The 17,864-nt window shown below is 36.8% G+C and carries 15 protein-coding genes; 2 read left to right on the forward strand and 13 right to left on the reverse strand.

Annotated features, from left to right (window positions below):
- The first annotated feature begins 233 nt into the window (after positions 1 to 233).
- Positions 234 to 746 carry a hypothetical protein gene (locus BW932_RS05185; protein ID WP_076386081.1) on the forward strand — a complete coding sequence of 171 codons (513 nt, stop codon included), beginning with the start codon at positions 234 to 236 and terminating at the stop codon, positions 744 to 746.
- A 12-nt stretch (positions 747 to 758) separates the two neighbouring features.
- Here BW932_RS05185 and BW932_RS05190 read toward each other — a convergent pair whose 3' ends face one another.
- From BW932_RS05190 to BW932_RS05230, 8 genes are all read right to left on the reverse strand, one after another.
- Positions 759 to 1,271 carry a tetratricopeptide repeat protein gene (locus tag BW932_RS05190; protein ID WP_076386546.1) on the reverse strand — a complete coding sequence of 171 codons (513 nt, stop codon included), beginning with the start codon at positions 1,269 to 1,271 and terminating at the stop codon, positions 759 to 761.
- Positions 1,258 to 1,956, reverse strand: a complete 699-nt coding sequence (prfH, locus tag BW932_RS05195) for a peptide chain release factor H (RefSeq protein WP_076386544.1) — start codon at positions 1,954 to 1,956, stop codon at positions 1,258 to 1,260. Before prfH ends, BW932_RS05190 begins: the two co-directional genes overlap by 14 nt.
- A gap of 82 nt (positions 1,957 to 2,038) precedes the next feature.
- Positions 2,039 to 3,430: an RtcB family protein gene (locus tag BW932_RS05200; protein WP_076386083.1), complete on the reverse strand. Its 1,392-nt coding sequence runs from the start codon at positions 3,428 to 3,430 to the stop codon at positions 2,039 to 2,041.
- A 592-nt stretch (positions 3,431 to 4,022) separates the two neighbouring features.
- Positions 4,023 to 4,631, reverse strand: a complete 609-nt coding sequence (locus tag BW932_RS05210) for a hypothetical protein (protein WP_076386087.1) — start codon at positions 4,629 to 4,631, stop codon at positions 4,023 to 4,025.
- Between the two features lie 6 nt (positions 4,632 to 4,637).
- On the reverse strand, positions 4,638 to 6,755 hold the full coding sequence (scpA, locus tag BW932_RS05215) for a methylmalonyl-CoA mutase (RefSeq protein WP_076386089.1): 2,118 nt from the start codon (positions 6,753 to 6,755) through the stop codon (positions 4,638 to 4,640).
- Between the two features lie 146 nt (positions 6,756 to 6,901).
- Positions 6,902 to 7,987 carry a peptide chain release factor 1 gene (prfA, locus tag BW932_RS05220; RefSeq protein ID WP_076386091.1) on the reverse strand — a complete coding sequence of 362 codons (1,086 nt, stop codon included), beginning with the start codon at positions 7,985 to 7,987 and terminating at the stop codon, positions 6,902 to 6,904.
- 503 nt (positions 7,988 to 8,490) lie between these two features.
- Positions 8,491 to 8,775, reverse strand: a complete 285-nt coding sequence (locus BW932_RS05225) for a hypothetical protein (protein WP_185113911.1) — start codon at positions 8,773 to 8,775, stop codon at positions 8,491 to 8,493.
- A gap of 93 nt (positions 8,776 to 8,868) precedes the next feature.
- Positions 8,869 to 10,476, reverse strand: a complete 1,608-nt coding sequence (locus tag BW932_RS05230) for a fumarate hydratase (RefSeq protein WP_076386095.1) — start codon at positions 10,474 to 10,476, stop codon at positions 8,869 to 8,871.
- Positions 10,477 to 10,800: 324 nt separating this feature from the next.
- Here BW932_RS05230 and fumC point away from each other — a divergent pair, with 324 nt between their 5' ends.
- Entirely contained in the window at positions 10,801 to 12,183 is a 1,383-nt protein-coding gene (gene fumC / locus BW932_RS05235) for a class II fumarate hydratase (protein WP_076386548.1), read from the forward strand.
- 210 nt (positions 12,184 to 12,393) lie between these two features.
- Here fumC and BW932_RS05240 read toward each other — a convergent pair whose 3' ends face one another.
- The 5 genes from BW932_RS05240 to BW932_RS05260 all read right to left on the reverse strand — a co-directional run bounded on the left by BW932_RS05240 (position 12,394) and on the right by BW932_RS05260 (position 17,759).
- Positions 12,394 to 14,043, reverse strand: coding sequence for a DNA repair protein RecN (locus BW932_RS05240; protein ID WP_076386097.1), 1,650 nt, complete (start codon positions 14,041 to 14,043; stop codon positions 12,394 to 12,396).
- A 76-nt stretch (positions 14,044 to 14,119) separates the two neighbouring features.
- Positions 14,120 to 15,025, reverse strand: a complete 906-nt coding sequence (gene porD / locus BW932_RS05245) for a type IX secretion system protein PorD (RefSeq protein ID WP_076386099.1) — start codon at positions 15,023 to 15,025, stop codon at positions 14,120 to 14,122.
- A 37-nt stretch (positions 15,026 to 15,062) separates the two neighbouring features.
- On the reverse strand, positions 15,063 to 16,268 hold the full coding sequence (gene coaBC, locus BW932_RS05250) for a bifunctional phosphopantothenoylcysteine decarboxylase/phosphopantothenate--cysteine ligase CoaBC (protein ID WP_076386101.1): 1,206 nt from the start codon (positions 16,266 to 16,268) through the stop codon (positions 15,063 to 15,065).
- Positions 16,269 to 16,419: 151 nt separating this feature from the next.
- The gene (locus BW932_RS05255) at positions 16,420 to 16,743 is read right to left on the reverse strand and encodes a DNA-directed RNA polymerase subunit omega (RefSeq protein WP_076386103.1); all 324 of its coding nucleotides are present in this window, start codon (positions 16,741 to 16,743) and stop codon (positions 16,420 to 16,422) included.
- A 41-nt stretch (positions 16,744 to 16,784) separates the two neighbouring features.
- Positions 16,785 to 17,759: an outer membrane protein assembly factor BamD gene (locus tag BW932_RS05260; RefSeq protein WP_076386105.1), complete on the reverse strand. Its 975-nt coding sequence runs from the start codon at positions 17,757 to 17,759 to the stop codon at positions 16,785 to 16,787.
- Between the last annotated feature and the right edge of the window lie 105 nt (positions 17,760 to 17,864).

Raw genomic sequence — 17,864 nt, forward strand, 5'->3', positions numbered from 1 at the left:
TCCGTCTTCCGCTCCCAATCTTTTTTGTTCCGCCTTGCTCCACAAAAAAGGATTTCCGCTTAAGCCGGGTCGCAATTGGGAATGTAAATAAAATTGGGGTTTTTTCAACAAAACCAGATATAAAAGCGGGCTTTAAGCCTGTTTTTTTGTGTAAACCAAGAAATTAGCTTTAGCCAAAACACAATAGGTAGCAATTATTTTCTTACATTTATTTGGATAATAAAACTTCGAATATGAATCTATCAAACATACAAAATCAACTGAGCATTTTCCAGGAAAACAATCAAATCTTTGAAGCTGCTCATTTTCTTATCGAATCATTCGGACTGGAAAATGAAAACTTCGCGGGATTTGGTTTTCGCGCAGAATTAGAACCCAACAAAATGTTGCTCACAACCGATGGTCAACTCGGTGAAAAACAAATGGTCATGATTCCCCGAAATCTTTTCGATTTTGATCTGAATTTGGTAGCAAACATGGTCGCTCACGAAATGTTTCATGTTCGCCAAAAAGCCCCGGAAACCTTAGTAGAAGACAAAAACGAAAGAGAATTTCAGGCATACTCAGAAATGCTTTTTCATAGAGAATTTCCGCTCGTTCCCGAAGTTTCAGATTTTCATAAAAAATTCTTCGGTGAAAAAGCATTGGAATATTACAAAAGGATGGGCGAAAACTCTGAATTGCAACAGAAATATGCTGAAAAGAAAAAAGAAGTCGAGTTTTTAATCCAGTCGCTTTCTATCTAAAAAAAGGAAACCTTATTTGGTTTCCTTCTTGTTTTTGCTTGTTTTCATTGGCATTTTCGCCTTTATAAATTTTCTTCGTTCTTGCACCAAATCCAAGCTGCATTGGGTAAAACAGAATTTTTCAGCTTCCTTTAAAAAGTGTAAAGCATTTTTCAAACTTCCCCGTCTTTCGGAGATCATTGCTCGATAAAAGTCCAAAGTTGATTTCTCCATTCCTTTGATTTTTAAAGCATAGGTGATCAATTTTTCTGCTTCTGCAAAATCTTCATTTTCGATCAGACATGCGATATAATATTGTGGCGTGTTCACATTCGAAACATCGAACATCATCGCTTCTTCAAAAAATTCTTTTGCCTTTTCGTAATTTTTCAACACTTCGGAGTGGATTCTTCCCATCAAACACAATGCATCTGCATCTTCCGAATCGTAGGAAAGAGCGTAGTTCAACGCTTCCAAACAATCCGGCAAATTGTAGGGATAAAAATCCAATGCCTCGAAGTAATATTTGTTTTTAGTTAAGTTCATTTTTGTAATTTTTGAGGTCATTTTTCAGACTGTTTCTTTTCTTTTTAAAGGTTAAGTCTGGTTCATTTTTCTTGAAATCTGTTCCTTTAAAAGTTCTTGTCGGATTTCCGCGTTGAACTTCGGTTTGGTTTTTCCAGGTTTCCTGCATTTGTTTTTCCATTTTTTGAAGATCCATTTCCTGTACTTTTTCTTCCAATCTTTTGATGGAAATTTTCTTATTTTCCAATTGAGATCGGGTGTCTTGTACAAATACCGAAAATTTCGTTGGTAAATGGGTTGCGCGAACTGCGGTACTTACTTTGTTCACGTTTTGTCCGCCACTTCCCTGACTTCTCGCGGTTTGAAATTGAATATCTTTTGGATTAAATTCCGTTTTTTCCAGATTTTCGAGTTCAAAAATTCCAATAAACCAATTGCTTCTTTGATGGTTTTTTCGAAAGGTACTTTTCCCGATCCAGCAAATACTTCCCAACCAATTTTTGAGGAAATTCTCTATTTTTTTTCCTTTTAAAAGTATGGTTGCAGATTTCAAAGTGAGATTTTCATCTCCTTTTTCCCGATGAATAATTTCATATTCGATCGCATTTTCTTTGGCTTCTTCCAGGAAAACCTTCAGCACTTTTGCTGCCACAAACTGGCATTCCAAAGGTCCTTTACCGGAAGAAATTTGTATTATTTTGTCCATTTTTTTAATTTGTTTTGATGGTTGACTGTTGATCGTTGTCAGTTGGAATTCCTCAACCAAAAACCATTAACAATCAACCAAATTATTTGTCCATTCGCACAATTCTCGGTTGAAAAGTTCCCAGAATATCGACCAAATTGCTTTGTGCATTCATCACTTCATTGATGTTTTTGTACGCCATCGGTGCTTCTTCGTTACTTCCGCCAATGAGGGTCACATTTTTTAATATTAATTCTTTTTTGATGTCATTCTGCGTAAATAAATTTCTGCACGCACCTCTGGAATGTCGTCTTCCAGCGCCGTGTGAAGCCGAGTTCAACGATTCCGGATTTCCTTTTCCGCGAACGATAAAACCTTTTGCCGTCATAGAACCCGGAATTATTCCCAATTCATTTTCGCTTGCCGGAGTTGCGCCTTTTCGGTGAACAATCACTTCTTTTCCGTTGTGAATTTCTTTCCACGCGAAGTTGTGATGGTTTTCTATTCTGGCTTTTACACGACCACCAATTGCTTTTACCAATCTTCGGTGAATGTCGTCATGACAGGCTTTTGCGTAATCTCCGGCAAGATTCATCGCCGTCCAATATTCCAAACCGAGATGAGAATCCAGATCCAGCCAAGCAAAATTTTGCGCTTCTTTTGGCAACGGACATTGTTCGGTCGCCACTCTGGAGTAATATTGCGCGATTTCTGCTCCAAATCCACGTGATCCGCTGTGAGAAAGGATTCCCAGATATTTACCTTTTGGAAGTCCAATTTGTTGGTCTTCTTCCGTGATTTCTACTTCGCCAAATTCTACAAAGTGATTTCCACCACCGGAACTTCCCAGTTGTTTGATGGCTTTTCCTTTCAATCTTTTTAAAATAGGAATTAAATTAAAGGTTTCCCGATCGAAAATTTCATGATCAAAAACCGACTTGTGAACTTCGCTCATCCCGAATTTGGTGTTTTCTACCAAAGCTTTTTCATATTTGTCTTTTGCGCCATCGAGGTAAGAAATGGGCGTATCCAGAATGCTTAAACTCATTCTGCAGCCGATATCCATTCCGACTCCATACGGAATTACGGCATTTTCTACGGCGAGAACTCCACCGATTGGAAGTCCGTAACCGCTGTGAGCATCGGGCATTAAAGCGCCTTGAACCGAAATTGGAAGTTTCAACGCGGTGTATAATTGGTTTTTTGCTTCCTCTGAAATATCGTTTCCGAAAATTTCAAAAGGAGCGCGATTTGATTGAAGCATTCTTCTTTCTGTTTTATTTGAAGTCAGTAACGCTTCTGCAATCTGCCCGAAAGTCAGATCTTTTTCAAAATCCTGTGGATTGATTACTATTTCTTTTAATATTGATTTCACGTGATGTATATTTTTGGTGGCATAATTTCTTTTCATCACTTCTAAAGCGATGTTGATGCTCTGATTATTTGGATAACCCAGTTTTAACAGGTCTTTTCCTTTGAGTTTTAAATTTCCCATTTTTTAGATTTTAGATAATAGATGTGAGATGGTAGACTTTCTCACATCAAATATTTTAGCTGTTTTGTCATTCTGACGAAGGAAGAATCTCATTTTCATATGTTTAGATTCTTCAATCCGCTTTGCTACTTTCAGAATGACAGAGCGTTATCTTTAGCCCCGATTGACTCAAATTCTTTATTGTTTTATTTGAATCGTCGAAACTCGTTCCTCGTTTTGCAGCGGCATCCTTTTTTTTGCGATGGCTTGAAAAAAGCGAAGGCGAAAAAAGATACAGCGGAAAGCGGGAAATAGCTCCTAAAAAATTTGATTTCGGGGAAATATTGAGGTTGAAATAATCGCAAGAAAAAACCCGAAATCTGATGACTTCGGGTTTTGATATTTCATTATACTGTTGTTCTAAGAAAAAACCATACCACGAAGCCGCATCGCCAAAAGTGGCAATCCTACTGCTGAAAACTGAATGAATTTGAACATTGCTTCGTTGTTTTTTTGTTGGTTAGTGATGATTTTCGAGTGCAAATATATTATTTTTTTTGGAATGACAAAATTTTGAGTTTTTTTTCTGCGAATTAAAAATAAAAACTTGTTTTCAACTTATCCAATGATCTTGAGTTCCAATTTGTACCCAAATCCCATTCAATTTTTTGAAAATCCCAGTGTAACCGCCGCCCCATAATGGTCCGCATGATTCAGAAATCTGCACAATACATACATCTTTTCTAAGGTTAAAAATTGGTTCAGAATAATTTCTAAGACATTTTTTACCAAATTTGTCATTGAATTTTATCCAATAATCTTTAGCACCATTATAATTGCTTTTAAGTTCAAATAAATCTGATTCTTTAATAATATCATATTTTCCAATGATTTTTTCTTTATCCAGATCAAACACTTTCGAATCGTAAGGCACTGTTTGTGAGATTAAATACTCAATATCTTGTGATGAAAATATTGAATCACTTTTTAATTCTAAAACATTCGGTATAATTGTAAATTCGTCAATTTTTTCTTTATCTAAATTTAAAATATTAAAATTTGTTGCTGAAGAAGTTTTATATAAATATATTAAATCTGTTTTTTTTTGTGAATCTTCTTTTATCAATTGATTCAAAACTTCATATTTTAAATCTAAATTTTCATCTTTCTCTCGACAAGAAAAAAGAAAAATGAGAAAAAGAAAACAAGATATATTTTTCATAAGTTACTAAGCAAGCATTTTCTCCAAAATCTCACACGCAGATTTCGGTAAATTTGTTCCTGGTCCGAAAATGAAATCTGCGCCATTTTCGTATAAAAATTCATAATCCTGTTTTGGAATTACGCCGCCAACAACAATCGTAATGTCTTCTGCACCGAGTTTTTTTAATTCTGAAACCACTTCTGGAACGAGATATTTATGTCCCGCTGCCAATGAAGACACGCCCAAAATATGGATATCATTTTCTACGGCCTGTTTCGCAACTTCTGCCGGAGTTTGAAACAATGGCGCAACATCTACGTCAAATCCCATATCTGCGAACGCGGTGGCGACTACTTTTGCGCCGCGATCATGACCATCTTGTCCCATTTTCACGACCATGATTCTGGGTCTTCGTCCTTCATTTTCTTCAAATTTTTCGGCGAGTAAAAGTGCTTTTCCGAAATATTCATTTTTGCTTGCATTCATGGCGTAAACTCCTTGTATGGTTCTGATATTGGCTTTGTACCGTCCGAAACTTTCTTCCATTGCGTCGCTCATTTCTCCCAAAGTAACTCTTCTTCGAGCGGCTTCGATGCAAATTTGGAGGAGATTTCCTTCACCGGATTTTGCTGCTTCTTTTAATTGAGTTAAAATTTCTGTTGCAGATTCGCTGTTTCGGGTATTTTTAATGTGATCTAATCTTTCGATCTGTTTTCTTCGAACTTCGGAATTATCAATATCTAAAATCTCCAATTCCATTTGTTTTTGAGTCGATTGAAAAGAATTAACACCGATGATAAATTCTTCGCCACTGTCGATTTTCGCTTGTTTTTTTGCGGCGGCTTCTTCAATTCTCATTTTCGGAATTCCGGCTTCGATGGCTTTTGTCATTCCGCCTTCTTTTTCCACTTCTTCGATGAATTTCATGGCTTCCTCGATCATTTTTTGAGTCAGACTTTCCACCAAATGACTTCCACCCATTGGATCTACAATATCGCAAATTCCACTTTCCTGTTGTAAAATAATTTGGGTATTTCTTGCGATTTTTGCGGAATAATCGGTTGGTAAAGCGATGGCTTCATCGAGTGCATTCGTGTGCAAAGACTGTGTCCCGCCTAATGCAGCCGATAATGCTTCGATCGCGGTTCTGGTAATATTATTAAAAGGTTCCTGCTCTGTTAAGCTCCAACCTGAAGTTTGAGAATGCGTTCTTAAAGCTAAAGATTTTTGATTTTGAGGATTAAATTGCTGTAACAAATCTGCCCAGATAAAACGGGCGGCACGCATTTTTGCAATTTCCATAAAGTGGTTCATTCCTACTGCCCAAAAAAAGGATAAGCGAGGCGCAAAATCATCGACTTTCATACCGGCTTTTATTCCTGTTCGCACATATTCTAAACCGTCCGCTAAAGTATACGCCATTTCTAAAACTGGCGTCGCTCCAGCTTCCTGCATGTGATATCCGGAAATGGAAATCGAATTAAATTTAGGAATATTTTGAGCCGTATATTCAAAAATATCGGCGATGATTTTCATGGAAGGAGTTGGTGGATAAATGTAGGTGTTTCTCACCATGAACTCTTTCAAAATATCATTTTGAATTGTTCCCGACAATTTTTCCTGAGAAACCCCTTGTTCTTCGGCTGCGACAATATAAAAAGCCAAAATCGGCAAAACCGCACCATTCATCGTCATGGAAACCGAGATTTCATCCAGCGGAATTTCATTGAATAAAATTTTCATATCCTCGATGGAATCGATGGCAACTCCAGCTTTTCCGACGTCTCCCTGAACTCTCGGATGATCAGAATCGTAACCACGATGTGTTGCCAAATCGAAAGCAACCGACAATCCTTTTTGTCCGGCTTTTAAATTTCTCCTGTAAAAAGCATTGGATTCTTCGGCCGTAGAAAATCCTGCGTACTGGCGAATGGTCCAAGGTTTTTGAACGTACATCGTAGAATATGGTCCGCGTAAATAGGGCGCAATCCCGGCAGAATATTGCTTTTCCGTTAAAGTTTTGGAATCGTTTTCGGTGTAAGAAGATTTCATTTCCAAACCATCTTTTTCAAAAAAATAGGGAAGAGTGGCTTCCGATTTTAGGGAAAAGTCAGGATGAGTGTTTTTGATTTTGTGACGCATTGTTCTTGGCTTTAGAGGAAGTAAAGTTACGTATTTTTGAAAAGTTATTTCAATTAAAAAACCCTTTCAGCCTTTAAAAGGCTGAAAGGGTTGAGTAATAAAATTTTGAAATTGAGTTAAAGCAAATAAAATCAAACCTTCAAGGTTTAATAATTCTCTTCCTCGCCTTTCATTTTCTCTGCATTTTCTGCCATAATTACGGCATCTATCATTTCCTGTAAATCGCCATTCATGTAAGCATCCAAATTGTACATGGATTTGTTCACACGGTGATCGGTAACTCTTCCTTGCGGATAATTATAGGTTTTTATTTTTGCAGAACGGTCGCCGGTTGAAACCATTGATTTTCTTTGTGCTGCAATATCTCCGACTGATTTTTGAACTTCAATGTCGTATAATTTGGTTCGAAGCATTTCCATCGCCAATTCACGGTTTGCCAACTGAGAACGCGCCTGTTGACAAACAACCACCATTCCTGAAGGTTTGTGAGTTAACTGCACTTTTGTTTCTACTTTATTTACGTTTTGTCCACCTGCACCGCCGGATCGGGAAGTTTGCATTTCGATATCGGCAGGATTGAGTTCAAAATCGATTTCTTCAGCTTCCGGAAGAACTGCAATGGTGATCGCAGAAGTGTGAACCCGTCCTTGAGATTCGGTTTCTGGAACACGCTGAACGCGGTGAACGCCGGATTCGAATTTCATAATTCCGTAAACACCGTCGCCTTCTATTTTTAAAATTAATTCTTTGTAACCTTTTGAAGCTTCGTTGGCATCGGTAATTTCGTGTTTCCAGCCTTTTGTTTTGAAGTACATTGCATACGCTCGGTAAACATCTTCCACAAAAATCGCGGCTTCATCACCACCAGTTCCGGCGCGAAGTTCTACAATTACGTTTTTATCATCGGTTGGATCTTTCGGGATTAAAAGGACTTTTAATTCATCTTCCAACCCTGGAATTTTATCCATGGCTTCGTATTTTTCAACTTTTGCCATTTCTACAAATTCTTTATCAGAACCGTCCGCAATTATTTCGTCGGATTCTTCTATCGTTTTTAAAGCTTGGGTGTATTGATCGAAAACGGCAACAATTTTCCCCAAATCGCTGTATTCTTTATTTAAAACGGAATATTTTTTCTGATCAGAAATAATATCGGGTTGAATAATTAAGTCTGCTACTTCATTGTAGCGTTGTTTAATGGCTTCGAGTTTGGGTATAAGTGACTTTGACATTTCTGAATTTTTGTGGTTGCAAAGATAGGGAAAAGATGGGAAGTTAGGAAGAGGGGAAGAGTCTGTTGAGTTTTTGAGTGGAAGAGTGATTGAGTTGAAGAGTCAAGTCAAAGAGTCCGAGTTTTGGGTTTCGATTTCTGGGTTTGAACTTGTCAATTCAAAATTCAGCAATCTCTATTTCTCAAACACTCAAACACTCGAATACTCAAATACACAAACACTCAAAAAACATTCAATCACCAAACCACTAAAAAAAATGTCTAAAACAAGATGAATGGTCTTTTAGCCCGGATTGAAACGGCATCCTTTTTAGAGGAGGAACGACGAAAAAAAGATATAGTGGAAAGCCGGTGGAGATTGGTATGAAGCGACCCCGATAGCTATCGGGACTTCTTGCTCCTAAAAAAAAATCAGTTCCTAAAAAATTAGAAACTGATCTGTATATATGATTTTGCTTTGCGATTGCTTTTCCCGGAATTAAGGTGGGAAAGCAATGACATCAACTAGTGATGACCGTGACTGTCGTGGCTGTGAAGAAATGGACCGTGACCTTTTGGATCACTGAAAATTAATTCAACCCCCTCTTGTTCTGCCAATGTTTTTCTGCGAACGTCTTCTGGATCGAAAGGTTTAGTTTTACCTAAATATTCCATTAATCCAGAGGTTAACCAAATTGGAATTACGTACCCGAAAAACATAAAAATACACCAAAAACCAATGAGGAACATGCATACGAAATATACGATCCAAAGGAATTGGTAGAAAGGCCAGAATGCTGATAACATCATCATTGTAATAGATTTTAGGCAAAAATAGGATAAATTTTGCTTGCTGCAAAAGATTTACCGGTGATTTTTGTTATTTAAACTGATTTTAAATTTTTAATGGGCAATCGATTCGAAGAAATCATTTCCTTTATCATCTGAAATAATGAAAGCGGGAAAATTTTTGATTTCGATTTTACGAACAGCTTCCATGCCAAGTTCTTCGAAATCAACTACTTCTACAGAAGTGATGTTTTCTTTCGCTAAAACTGCTGCAGGTCCACCAATCGATCCTAAGTAAAACCCACCATATTTGTGACAAGCGTTTGTTACATCTTTGCTTCTATTTCCTTTGGCGAGCATAATCATACTTCCGCCATGAGATTGAAATTCGTCCACATAAACATCCATTCTTCCTGCAGTAGTGGGTCCGAAACTTCCGGAAGCCATTCCAGTTGGCGTTTTTGCGGGACCTGCGTAATAAATGGGATGGTTTTTGAAATATTCCGGCATTGGTTTTCCGGTGTCGAGCAATTCTTTGATTTTTGCGTGGGCAATATCTCTCGCTACAATTAAAGTTCCGTTGAGGCTTAATCGCGTTTTAATCGGATATTTTGATAGTTCCGCTAGAATTTCCGGCATCGGTTTGTTCAAATCGATGGTTACAGCTTCTTCTAAATGTGGTGGTGTTAAAGGTAAAAACTGTTTTGGATTGGTTTCTAATTGTTCTAAAAAGATTCCATCTTTGGTGATTTTTCCTTTGATGTTTCGATCGGCAGAACAGGAAACTCCCATTCCAACCGGACAACTTGCTGCATGACGCGGAAGACGAATTACTCGAACATCGTGGGTTAAATATTTCCCGCCAAATTGCGCTCCGATGGAACTTTCCTGGCAAATTTTCTGAACGCGTTTCTCCCATTCTAAATCCCGAAAAGCTTGTCCACCCATATTTCCTTCAGTTGGAAGATGATCGTAATATCCTGCGCTCGCTTTTTTCACCGCTGCTAAATTAGCTTCGGCAGAAGTTCCGCCAATCACAATCGCCAAGTGATAAGGAGGACAAGCTGCAGTTCCCAAATCCATAATTCGTTCTCGCACGAAAGTGTCTAAAGAATTTTCGTTCAGCAAAGATTTTGTTTTCTGATAAAGGAACGTTTTGTTGGCAGAACCGCCTCCTTTTGCTAAAAATAAAAATTTATACTCGTTTCCTGTTTCCGCATAAATATCAATTTGCGCCGGAAGATTGGAGCCCGAATTTTTTTCCTCGAACATGGTTAAAGGAACGATTTGGGAATATCTTAAATTTCTTTTTTGGTAGGTGTTGTAAATTCCTTTGGAGATCCATTCTGCATCTGTTGAGCCTGTGTAAACGTTTTCTCCTTTTTTTGCGACACAAATTGCGGTTCCGGTATCTTGGCAAGAAGGAAGCGCTCCTTCGATGGCAACGGCTGCATTTTGCAATAAATTATAAGCAACAAAACGGTCATTATCAGTTGCTTCCGGATCTTCGATGATGTTTTTTAATTTCTGAAGATGAGAAGAACGCAGCATGAAGGAAACGTCGGCTAAAGCATTTTCTGCTAAAAGTTCCAAGGCTTTTGGATCGATGGTTAAAATTTCCCGACCACCTAACATTTCTGTTTTTACGTATTCGGAACTCAATTTTTTATATTGGGTCTCGTCTTTTAGAATTGGGTAAGGTTCTTGATAATGAAATTCCATAGGTTGATTTTTGAGAGTACAAAAATAGATAATTTTTGGCGTGCTCCTTAAATTTATGATTGATTTTGATTGAAATTTATTATGGTTTAGAATTTTAGATTTGGGTAGAATTGATTAATTTTATAGAATAGAATTCTTCGGCGGTAAGAAAAACGAACTGAACTTTTAGCCCCGATTGCAGCGGCATCCTTTTTTGTTATTGCGATTGCGGAAAATTTCAACAGATTGCTTCACTTTGTTCGCAATAACAAAAAAGATAGAGCGGAAAGCGGGTACGAATCTTCGAGCAATGCGAAAAATTTGTTGCTCCTAAAAAATAAAACAATGAATTACAGAACAGAAAAAGACACGATGGGCGATGTGCAGGTTCCTGCCGATAAATTTTGGGGCGCACAAACCGAACGTTCCCGAAATAATTTTAAAATTGGTCCGGAAAGTTCTATGCCGCATGAAATTATTGAAGCTTTTGCTTATTTAAAGAAAGCTGCAGCTTTTACCAACGCAGATTTGGGTGTTTTGTCCAATGAAAAACGCGATATGATTGCAAAGGTTTGTGATGAAATTTTAGAAGGTAAGCTGAATGATCAATTTCCGTTGGTGATTTGGCAAACCGGTTCTGGAACGCAGTCGAATATGAATGTGAATGAAGTGATTTCCAATAAAGCGCACGTGAATAATGGCGGAATTTTGGGCGAAAAATCGGAGATTCATCCGAATGACGATGTGAACAAATCGCAAAGTTCGAATGATACTTTCCCGACTGCGATGCATATTGCGGCGTACAAAAAAGTCGTAGAACATACTTTGCCTTCCGTGGAAAAATTGAGGAATACTTTGCACGAAAAGGCAGAAAATTTTAAATCTATTGTAAAAATTGGAAGAACGCATTTAATGGATGCAACGCCGCTTACTTTGGGTCAGGAATTTTCTGGTTATGTGGCGCAATTGGATTACGCGATGAAAGCAATTGGCAACACTTTGGATCATTTGCAGGAAATTGCATTGGGCGGAACTGCGGTTGGAACGGGTTTGAATACGCCGAAAGGGTACGATGTTTTGGTGGCAAAATATATTTCTGAATTTACGGGACTTCCGTTTGAAACGGCACCCAATAAATTTGAAGCTTTAGCCGCACACGACGCAATTGTAGAAACTCACGGTGCGCTGAAACAATTGGCGGTTTCGCTTTATAAAATTGCGCAGGACATTCGGTTTTTGGCTTCTGGACCACGTTCTGGAATTGGGGAAATTCATATTCCGGAAAATGAACCAGGTTCTTCCATCATGCCGGGAAAAGTAAATCCGACCCAAAATGAAGCAATGACGATGGTTTGCGCGCAGGTTTTAGGAAATGACACCACGATTTCTTTTGCAGGAACACAGGGAAATTTTGAACTCAATGTTTTTAAACCAGTAATGGCTTATAATTTTTTGCAATCTGCGCAACTTTTGGGTGATGCGTGTATTTCTTTTAATGATCATTGTGCAATTGGAATTGAACCCAATGAACCTCGAATTAAAGAATTGGTGGAGAAATCATTAATGTTGGTTACGGCTTTGAATACACATATCGGCTATGAAAACGCCGCAAAAATTGCAAAAACGGCCCATAAAAATGGGACGACTCTGAAAGAAGAAGCGGTGAATCTCGGACTTTTAACCGCTGCACAATTCGATGAGTGGGTGAAGCCGGAAGATATGGTTTAGAACAGACGAATAGAGGATAGATAAAAGAGGAAAGACTTTTGTTCAGTGTAAAAAACTTTGGGAATTTCCAGAGTTTTTTTTGATATAAAAATGAAGAAATTGATCATCCCAAACTAATTGCGATGATCAAAACTTTATCATTTTTAAAGTTTGTTTTAAAATAAATTGCTGAAAATCAATTAAGTATAAGATTTAAAAATTGATAAAATATTATTTCATCAACTCTTTTGCCTGAGAAATTGCAGCATCGGTAATCTTGCTTCCAGAAAGCAATTGTGCGATTTCCTGCAGTTTTTCTTCCTGATCCAAGGGAATAATCGTGGATTGCGTTTTGCCAGAAATTTCTCTTTTCAGCACCTTGTAATTGTTATTTCCTTTTGCTGCAACTTGTGCAAGATGCGTAATGACGATGAGTTGCATGTTTTCCGACATTTCCTTCATCACATTTCCCATTTCTTCAGCGACTTTTCCGGAAACTCCGGTGTCGATTTCGTCTAAAATTAAGGTAGGAAGTTCGGCATTTTCAGCCATCAGTTTTTTAATCGAAAGCATTACTCTCGAGCGTTCTCCACCAGAAATTGCAGTTTGTATCGGTTTCAAAGGAAAGCCAGAATTCGCCTGAAACAATAATTGAATATGTTCTTTCCCGAATGCTGTGAGATTTTCTAGATGAGTTAACTGGATTTCAATTTTAGCTTTTTCTAGTCCTAACTGATGAAGCAATTGTTCTGTTTTTTTAACGAAATTTGGAATTGATTTTTTTCTGTTTTCAGAGAGAATTGCCGCGGTTTTTTCTAATTTTTCAGAAGCGGTTTCAATTTTTTTCTCCAGTTTCGAAATCACATTTTCCAAATCTGCAAAACCTGTTTGTTCACGCTCTAGCTGATCCCGCATTTCAATTAATTCCGCCACAGAATTCACTTTATGCTTCAGAAATAAGGCATTCATTTTATTAAGTTGCACCGTTAAATCCACAAGCGTTTCTGGATTGGTTTCCATGTTTTCGGCTTCATTTTGCAGATCGAAAACAAGATCTTTTAATTCGACGAAATTTTCTTCAAATCTTTGGTTAAGTTTTGAGTATTGATGGGACAAAGCGGCAACTTTGGCGAGTTTATTTTTAATATCCAGCAGAGAATCTAAAACACCAATTTCTTCCTGATCCATTTTTGTGAAGATCAATGAAAGATTTTCTACAATGGTTTCTGAATTTTCCTGTCTGCTCAATTGATTTTGAATGTCTTCTAAATCAAATTCATCCAAGTTTAATTCGGTTAATTCTTCCAGTAAAAAATTTTTGTAATCATTTTCTTTATTCCCTTCAGAAAGTTGAATTTTATAATCCGCAAGTTCTTTTACCAATTTTTTATAGGCGAAAAAATCTTCCTGATAATTAAAAATGAGTGTTTTATTTTTAGAAAGTCCATCGATCATTTTGAATTGATATTCCTCATCAAAAAGATTAGAAGTTTCAAATTGGGAATGAATATCAATTAATTTTAAAGAAAGAATTTTGAGGGTTTCCAAAGTTACAGGAACATCATTTATAAATGCACGGGATTTTCCTGTTGGCAAAATTTCTCTGCGAATAACGGTATTGATGTCGAAATCCAAATCATTTTCCTCAAAGAAACTTTTAAAATGATCATTCACTATAAATTCGGCTTCAACGACACTTTTAGTTTCAGAACTTTGAATGGATTTTACATCGGCTCTTTCACCCAAAATTAAACGCAGCGCTCCGAGGATAATCGATTTTCCCGCACCGGTTTCTCCCGTAATTACCTGTAAACCTTTGTTCAAAGTAATTTCGAGGGAATCAATGAGCGCAAAATTTTGAATAAAAATTCTTGAAAGCATATTTTGAAAAAATCAGTTACGAAATTGCGAATTGAATTCCGAACTGTAAATTTAAGATTTTTAAACAGAAATCAATCTATTTCCACTTATTCCATTTGCCATCGATATCCTTTGGAGATAAAATGATCAGCAAGGATTTCAAATCAGCCATGTTGACATTGGCGTTGTTCCCGATGTTGAAAATGTCGAAAATTTCCTGTTTTTTGGTATCGATAAATACATTCACAGGATAATTCATCTGAAAATTATTTTCGTACTCTTTCAGTTGTAAAACGGCATCTGCAATAATTTTTTTTCCTGCTGACTGATCAGCTTTTCCGAGATTGTCTAAACCTGCACGATGATAGGTGTAATAGAGGCTTCGGAGCGTGTTTTGTTCCGGTTTCAAAATGTTATCGACTAAAGCGGCTCTTGTTTTAGGTCCTTCGATTAAAGACCATCCTTCGAAATTTTGATTTTGAGAATTGTTTAAAATTTTCTGTGCTTTTTCGAACCACGGTTGTCCTCCTTTTACTTTGAAGCTGTCGCCATCGTAACCCAAAATGGTATAAACATAAAAACTAATGACATCAATTAAATTCTTACCAGAAAATTGTCTTTCATTGAAAACGAGATTTTCATTTTCTGTGTAATCGAATGAAAATTTGTTGTCGTTTAGGTTTAAAAGTGGCGTTTCATAGGCTGTGTTGAAAACCGGTCGAACTGCCTGTACAACAATGCTTGATTTAAAGCTGCTGTTCCCTGTTTTTTCAGTGATAATAATCGAAAAATTGCACTTGATTTTTTCTAAATTCTGTAGTTTTTTTCCGGTCCAACTTGTATTGTTGATGAAATCCCGTAGGTTTTTTTCTAGCGTTTTATAAACCTGCGTATTGCTTCCACCGAGTTGCTGCGCGTTGATTTGAACATTTGCCAAAAGCTCTTGAGAGAAGCTTAGTTGAAAAGTAAAAATAAGGAGGAATATTGTAAAAAGTTTCTTCATGTTCCATGTAAAATTTGAAAACGGAAATTTAGGGATATTATTTTAGAATCTGTTCTTCAGCGAAGTTTAAAATATCTTCAGCAACCTCATTTTTAGATTTTAAATTAAATTCTTTTACTTCGGTTTTGGTAATAATTTTAATTTTGTTGGTATCGCTTTTGAAGCCAGCTCCTGTGTCTCGCAAGGAATTGAGAACAATCATATCCAGGTTTTTCTTCTCCAGTTTTGTTTTTGCGTTTTCTTCTTCATGTTGAGTTTCGAGAGCAAATCCTACAAGAAATTGATGGTTTTTTCTTTCGCCCATTGTTTTGAGAATATCTGGATTTTTAACCAATTCGATTGTTAAGGATTCGTCATTTTTTTTGATTTTTTCCAAGGCAACTTCTTTCGGAGCATAATCTGCAACTGCTGCACTTGCAATCGCGATATCACAATTTTCGTAATATTTGAAAACTTCGGCGAACATTTCTTTAGCAGAAATCACATGATGAATTTCTATGTTTTGGTGATTCGTTGTTTGCGAACTTGGCCCAGAAATCAAAATTACTTTTGCACCACGATTTGCGGCGGCTTCTGCTAAGGAAAAACCCATTTTTCCGGAAGAATGATTTCCGATAAACCTTACAGGATCGAGCGCTTCATAAGTTGGTCCGGCTGTAATTAAAACTGTTTTTCCGGTCCAACTTTTTGGTTGGGATGCTGCATTAAAAAATGCTTCTATTTTTTCGGCGATCGTTTCAGGTTCTGCCATTCGACCTTGTCCGGATAATCCGCTTGCTAATTCGCCGTCTTCTGCGGGAATGATAAAATGCCCGAAATCTTCAGCCATTTCTAAATTTTGTCGGGTAGAAGGATGTTGATACATATCCAAATCCATCGCAGGGACAATAAAAATTGGGCATTTTGCCGATAGATAAGTGGCGATGACTAAATTGTCGCAAATCCCATGAACCATTTTAGACAAAGTATTTGCAGTACAAGGAGCAACTACGATTAAATCTGCCCAAAGTGCAAATTCAACATGATTATTCCAGGTTCCATTTTCAGAATAAAATTCAGAAAAAACTGGTTTTTTTGAAAGGGTAGAAAGCGTCAGTTTTGACACAAAATGTTCAGCTGAAGGCGTCATTAAAATTTGAACTTCCGCTCCTTTTTTAATCAAATTCCGGATCAGGTAATTGATTTTGTAAGCGGCAATTCCGCCAGAAACGCAGATGAGAATTTTTTTTCCTTGAATGTTCATTGTGATACCCTTTATGGAGAAACGAATTTACTTAATTTTTTAGAAATAGAATAGAAGACTAAATGCAACCGATTTTGAGTTCAGAGAAAACAAAAGTCACAAAAGCATAAATCTTTTGTGACTTTTATCGTGTTTCGAAAAAACCAAAATTTTAGTTTCTTTCGTCTGTGTTTCTAAAATAGATATCACCATCTAACCATTCTCTGATTGCGATGGAAGTAGGTTTCGGAAGTTTTTCGTAATGTTTGGAGATTTCTATTTGTTCTCTGTTTTCGAAAACTTCTTCTAGGGTTGAATTATGCACAGCAAATTCATCTAATTTACTGTGGAGTTCGGTGCGAATTTCTGCATTAATCTGCTCCGCTCTTTTCCCCATAATTACGATGGCTTCATAGATAGAGCCCACTTTTTCTTCGATTTTATCTTTGTCGTAAGTTATTGTACTTAATTCGGCTTTAGAATCTTTTACGCTCATTTTCAGGTAATTATTATTTAATAAGTTTGCAAATATACGGGTTATTTTTGGATTTTGAAAGTCGCAGCAGGAGATGGTGTTGCTTGAGCTGCACTATCTCGTTTGATCTGCTCGCTATTTTTTTCTGCGTTTTTCAGATCTTTCTCTGCATTAATTCGCGCTTCTTCAGTTTTTTGTTTATCAAAAAGCTCTTTTTTACGTTCATCAACTTTTTTCTCTAAAACCAAGAAATCTTCTTTTGCTTTCAGCAATTTTGTTTTTAAATCCGATGCTGTTTTTGCAATATCGGTGTTTGGCATTTCGCGTTCAGCTTGTTTTGCAAAGGATAAAGCATTTTCAATACGATCCTTTTTCAAATCGTAGACGGAGTTCAAGGCAAGTTCATATCTAGATTTCAAAATGTAGTCATAGATTTTTGAACGCAGTTTGGTGCTTGGAAAATCATTTAAAACATTGTCGAAAGCGACATTTGCAGCTTTATAATCTGCAATTTTGTAGTATTGTTTTGCGTTTTCGTACGCTTTGAATTCTAATTTATAAGTCAGTTCATCGATGAGTTCATTGATGTTTTTAGATTTTTCCGAATTTGGGTACGCGTTAAGGAAATTTTGAAGTTCGTTGATCGCCAAATCCGTATTGGTTTGATCGAGATTATAATCCATTGAACCTTCATAAAAACATAGTGCAGACATGTACGAAGCATCTTCTGCTCTTTTATCCTGCGGGAAAGTAACAGCGAAATTTTTGAACTGATGTCCTGCCAATTTATAGTTTTTATCGTAATAGTTTGCGTATGCCGAATTGTACACTACATTGGGTGCATCATCGGTTCCTGCAACCAAATTAGATAATCTTTCGTAAAGAGCTAATGCATCGGTCCATTTTTTCTTTTCGAATTTTTCGTTGGCAACTTTCAGGATAAAATCTTTATCTGCGCTTTTCATCGCTAAACCTTGCTGTCTGTTACAAGCAGTCATTGCGAAAAAGGCAAGAAGTACTATCAAATGTTTTTTCATAAATCTATTATAGCAGAAAATAATTTTAAATGATTTCTGCGGTTAAGTTTGCAAAAATATCATTTTTTTATCAATAGATTTTCTTTTATGATTATTTAACTAATA

The sequence above is a fragment of the Kaistella chaponensis genome (assembly GCF_900156725.1).
GTDB lineage: Bacteria > Bacteroidota > Bacteroidia > Flavobacteriales > Weeksellaceae > Kaistella > Kaistella chaponensis.

What these genes read in the sequence shown, in the direction of transcription:
- BW932_RS05185 (WP_076386081.1), top strand. Translation starts at nt 234, where the DNA reads ATGAATCTATCAAACATACAAAATCAACTGAGCATTTTCCAGGAAAAC.
- BW932_RS05190 (WP_076386546.1), bottom strand. Translation starts at nt 1,271, where the DNA reads ATGAACTTAACTAAAAACAAATATTACTTCGAGGCATTGGATTTTTAT.
- prfH (WP_076386544.1), bottom strand. Translation starts at nt 1,956, where the DNA reads ATGGACAAAATAATACAAATTTCTTCCGGTAAAGGACCTTTGGAATGC.
- BW932_RS05200 (WP_076386083.1), bottom strand. Translation starts at nt 3,430, where the DNA reads ATGGGAAATTTAAAACTCAAAGGAAAAGACCTGTTAAAACTGGGTTAT.
- BW932_RS05210 (WP_076386087.1), bottom strand. Translation starts at nt 4,631, where the DNA reads ATGAAAAATATATCTTGTTTTCTTTTTCTCATTTTTCTTTTTTCTTGT.
- scpA (WP_076386089.1), bottom strand. Translation starts at nt 6,755, where the DNA reads ATGCGTCACAAAATCAAAAACACTCATCCTGACTTTTCCCTAAAATCG.
- prfA (WP_076386091.1), bottom strand. Translation starts at nt 7,987, where the DNA reads ATGTCAAAGTCACTTATACCCAAACTCGAAGCCATTAAACAACGCTAC.
- BW932_RS05225 (WP_185113911.1), bottom strand. Translation starts at nt 8,775, where the DNA reads ATGATGTTATCAGCATTCTGGCCTTTCTACCAATTCCTTTGGATCGTA.
- BW932_RS05230 (WP_076386095.1), bottom strand. Translation starts at nt 10,476, where the DNA reads ATGGAATTTCATTATCAAGAACCTTACCCAATTCTAAAAGACGAGACC.
- fumC (WP_076386548.1), top strand. Translation starts at nt 10,801, where the DNA reads ATGAATTACAGAACAGAAAAAGACACGATGGGCGATGTGCAGGTTCCT.
- BW932_RS05240 (WP_076386097.1), bottom strand. Translation starts at nt 14,043, where the DNA reads ATGCTTTCAAGAATTTTTATTCAAAATTTTGCGCTCATTGATTCCCTC.
- porD (WP_076386099.1), bottom strand. Translation starts at nt 15,025, where the DNA reads ATGAAGAAACTTTTTACAATATTCCTCCTTATTTTTACTTTTCAACTA.
- coaBC (WP_076386101.1), bottom strand. Translation starts at nt 16,268, where the DNA reads ATGAACATTCAAGGAAAAAAAATTCTCATCTGCGTTTCTGGCGGAATT.
- BW932_RS05255 (WP_076386103.1), bottom strand. Translation starts at nt 16,743, where the DNA reads ATGAGCGTAAAAGATTCTAAAGCCGAATTAAGTACAATAACTTACGAC.
- BW932_RS05260 (WP_076386105.1), bottom strand. Translation starts at nt 17,759, where the DNA reads ATGAAAAAACATTTGATAGTACTTCTTGCCTTTTTCGCAATGACTGCT.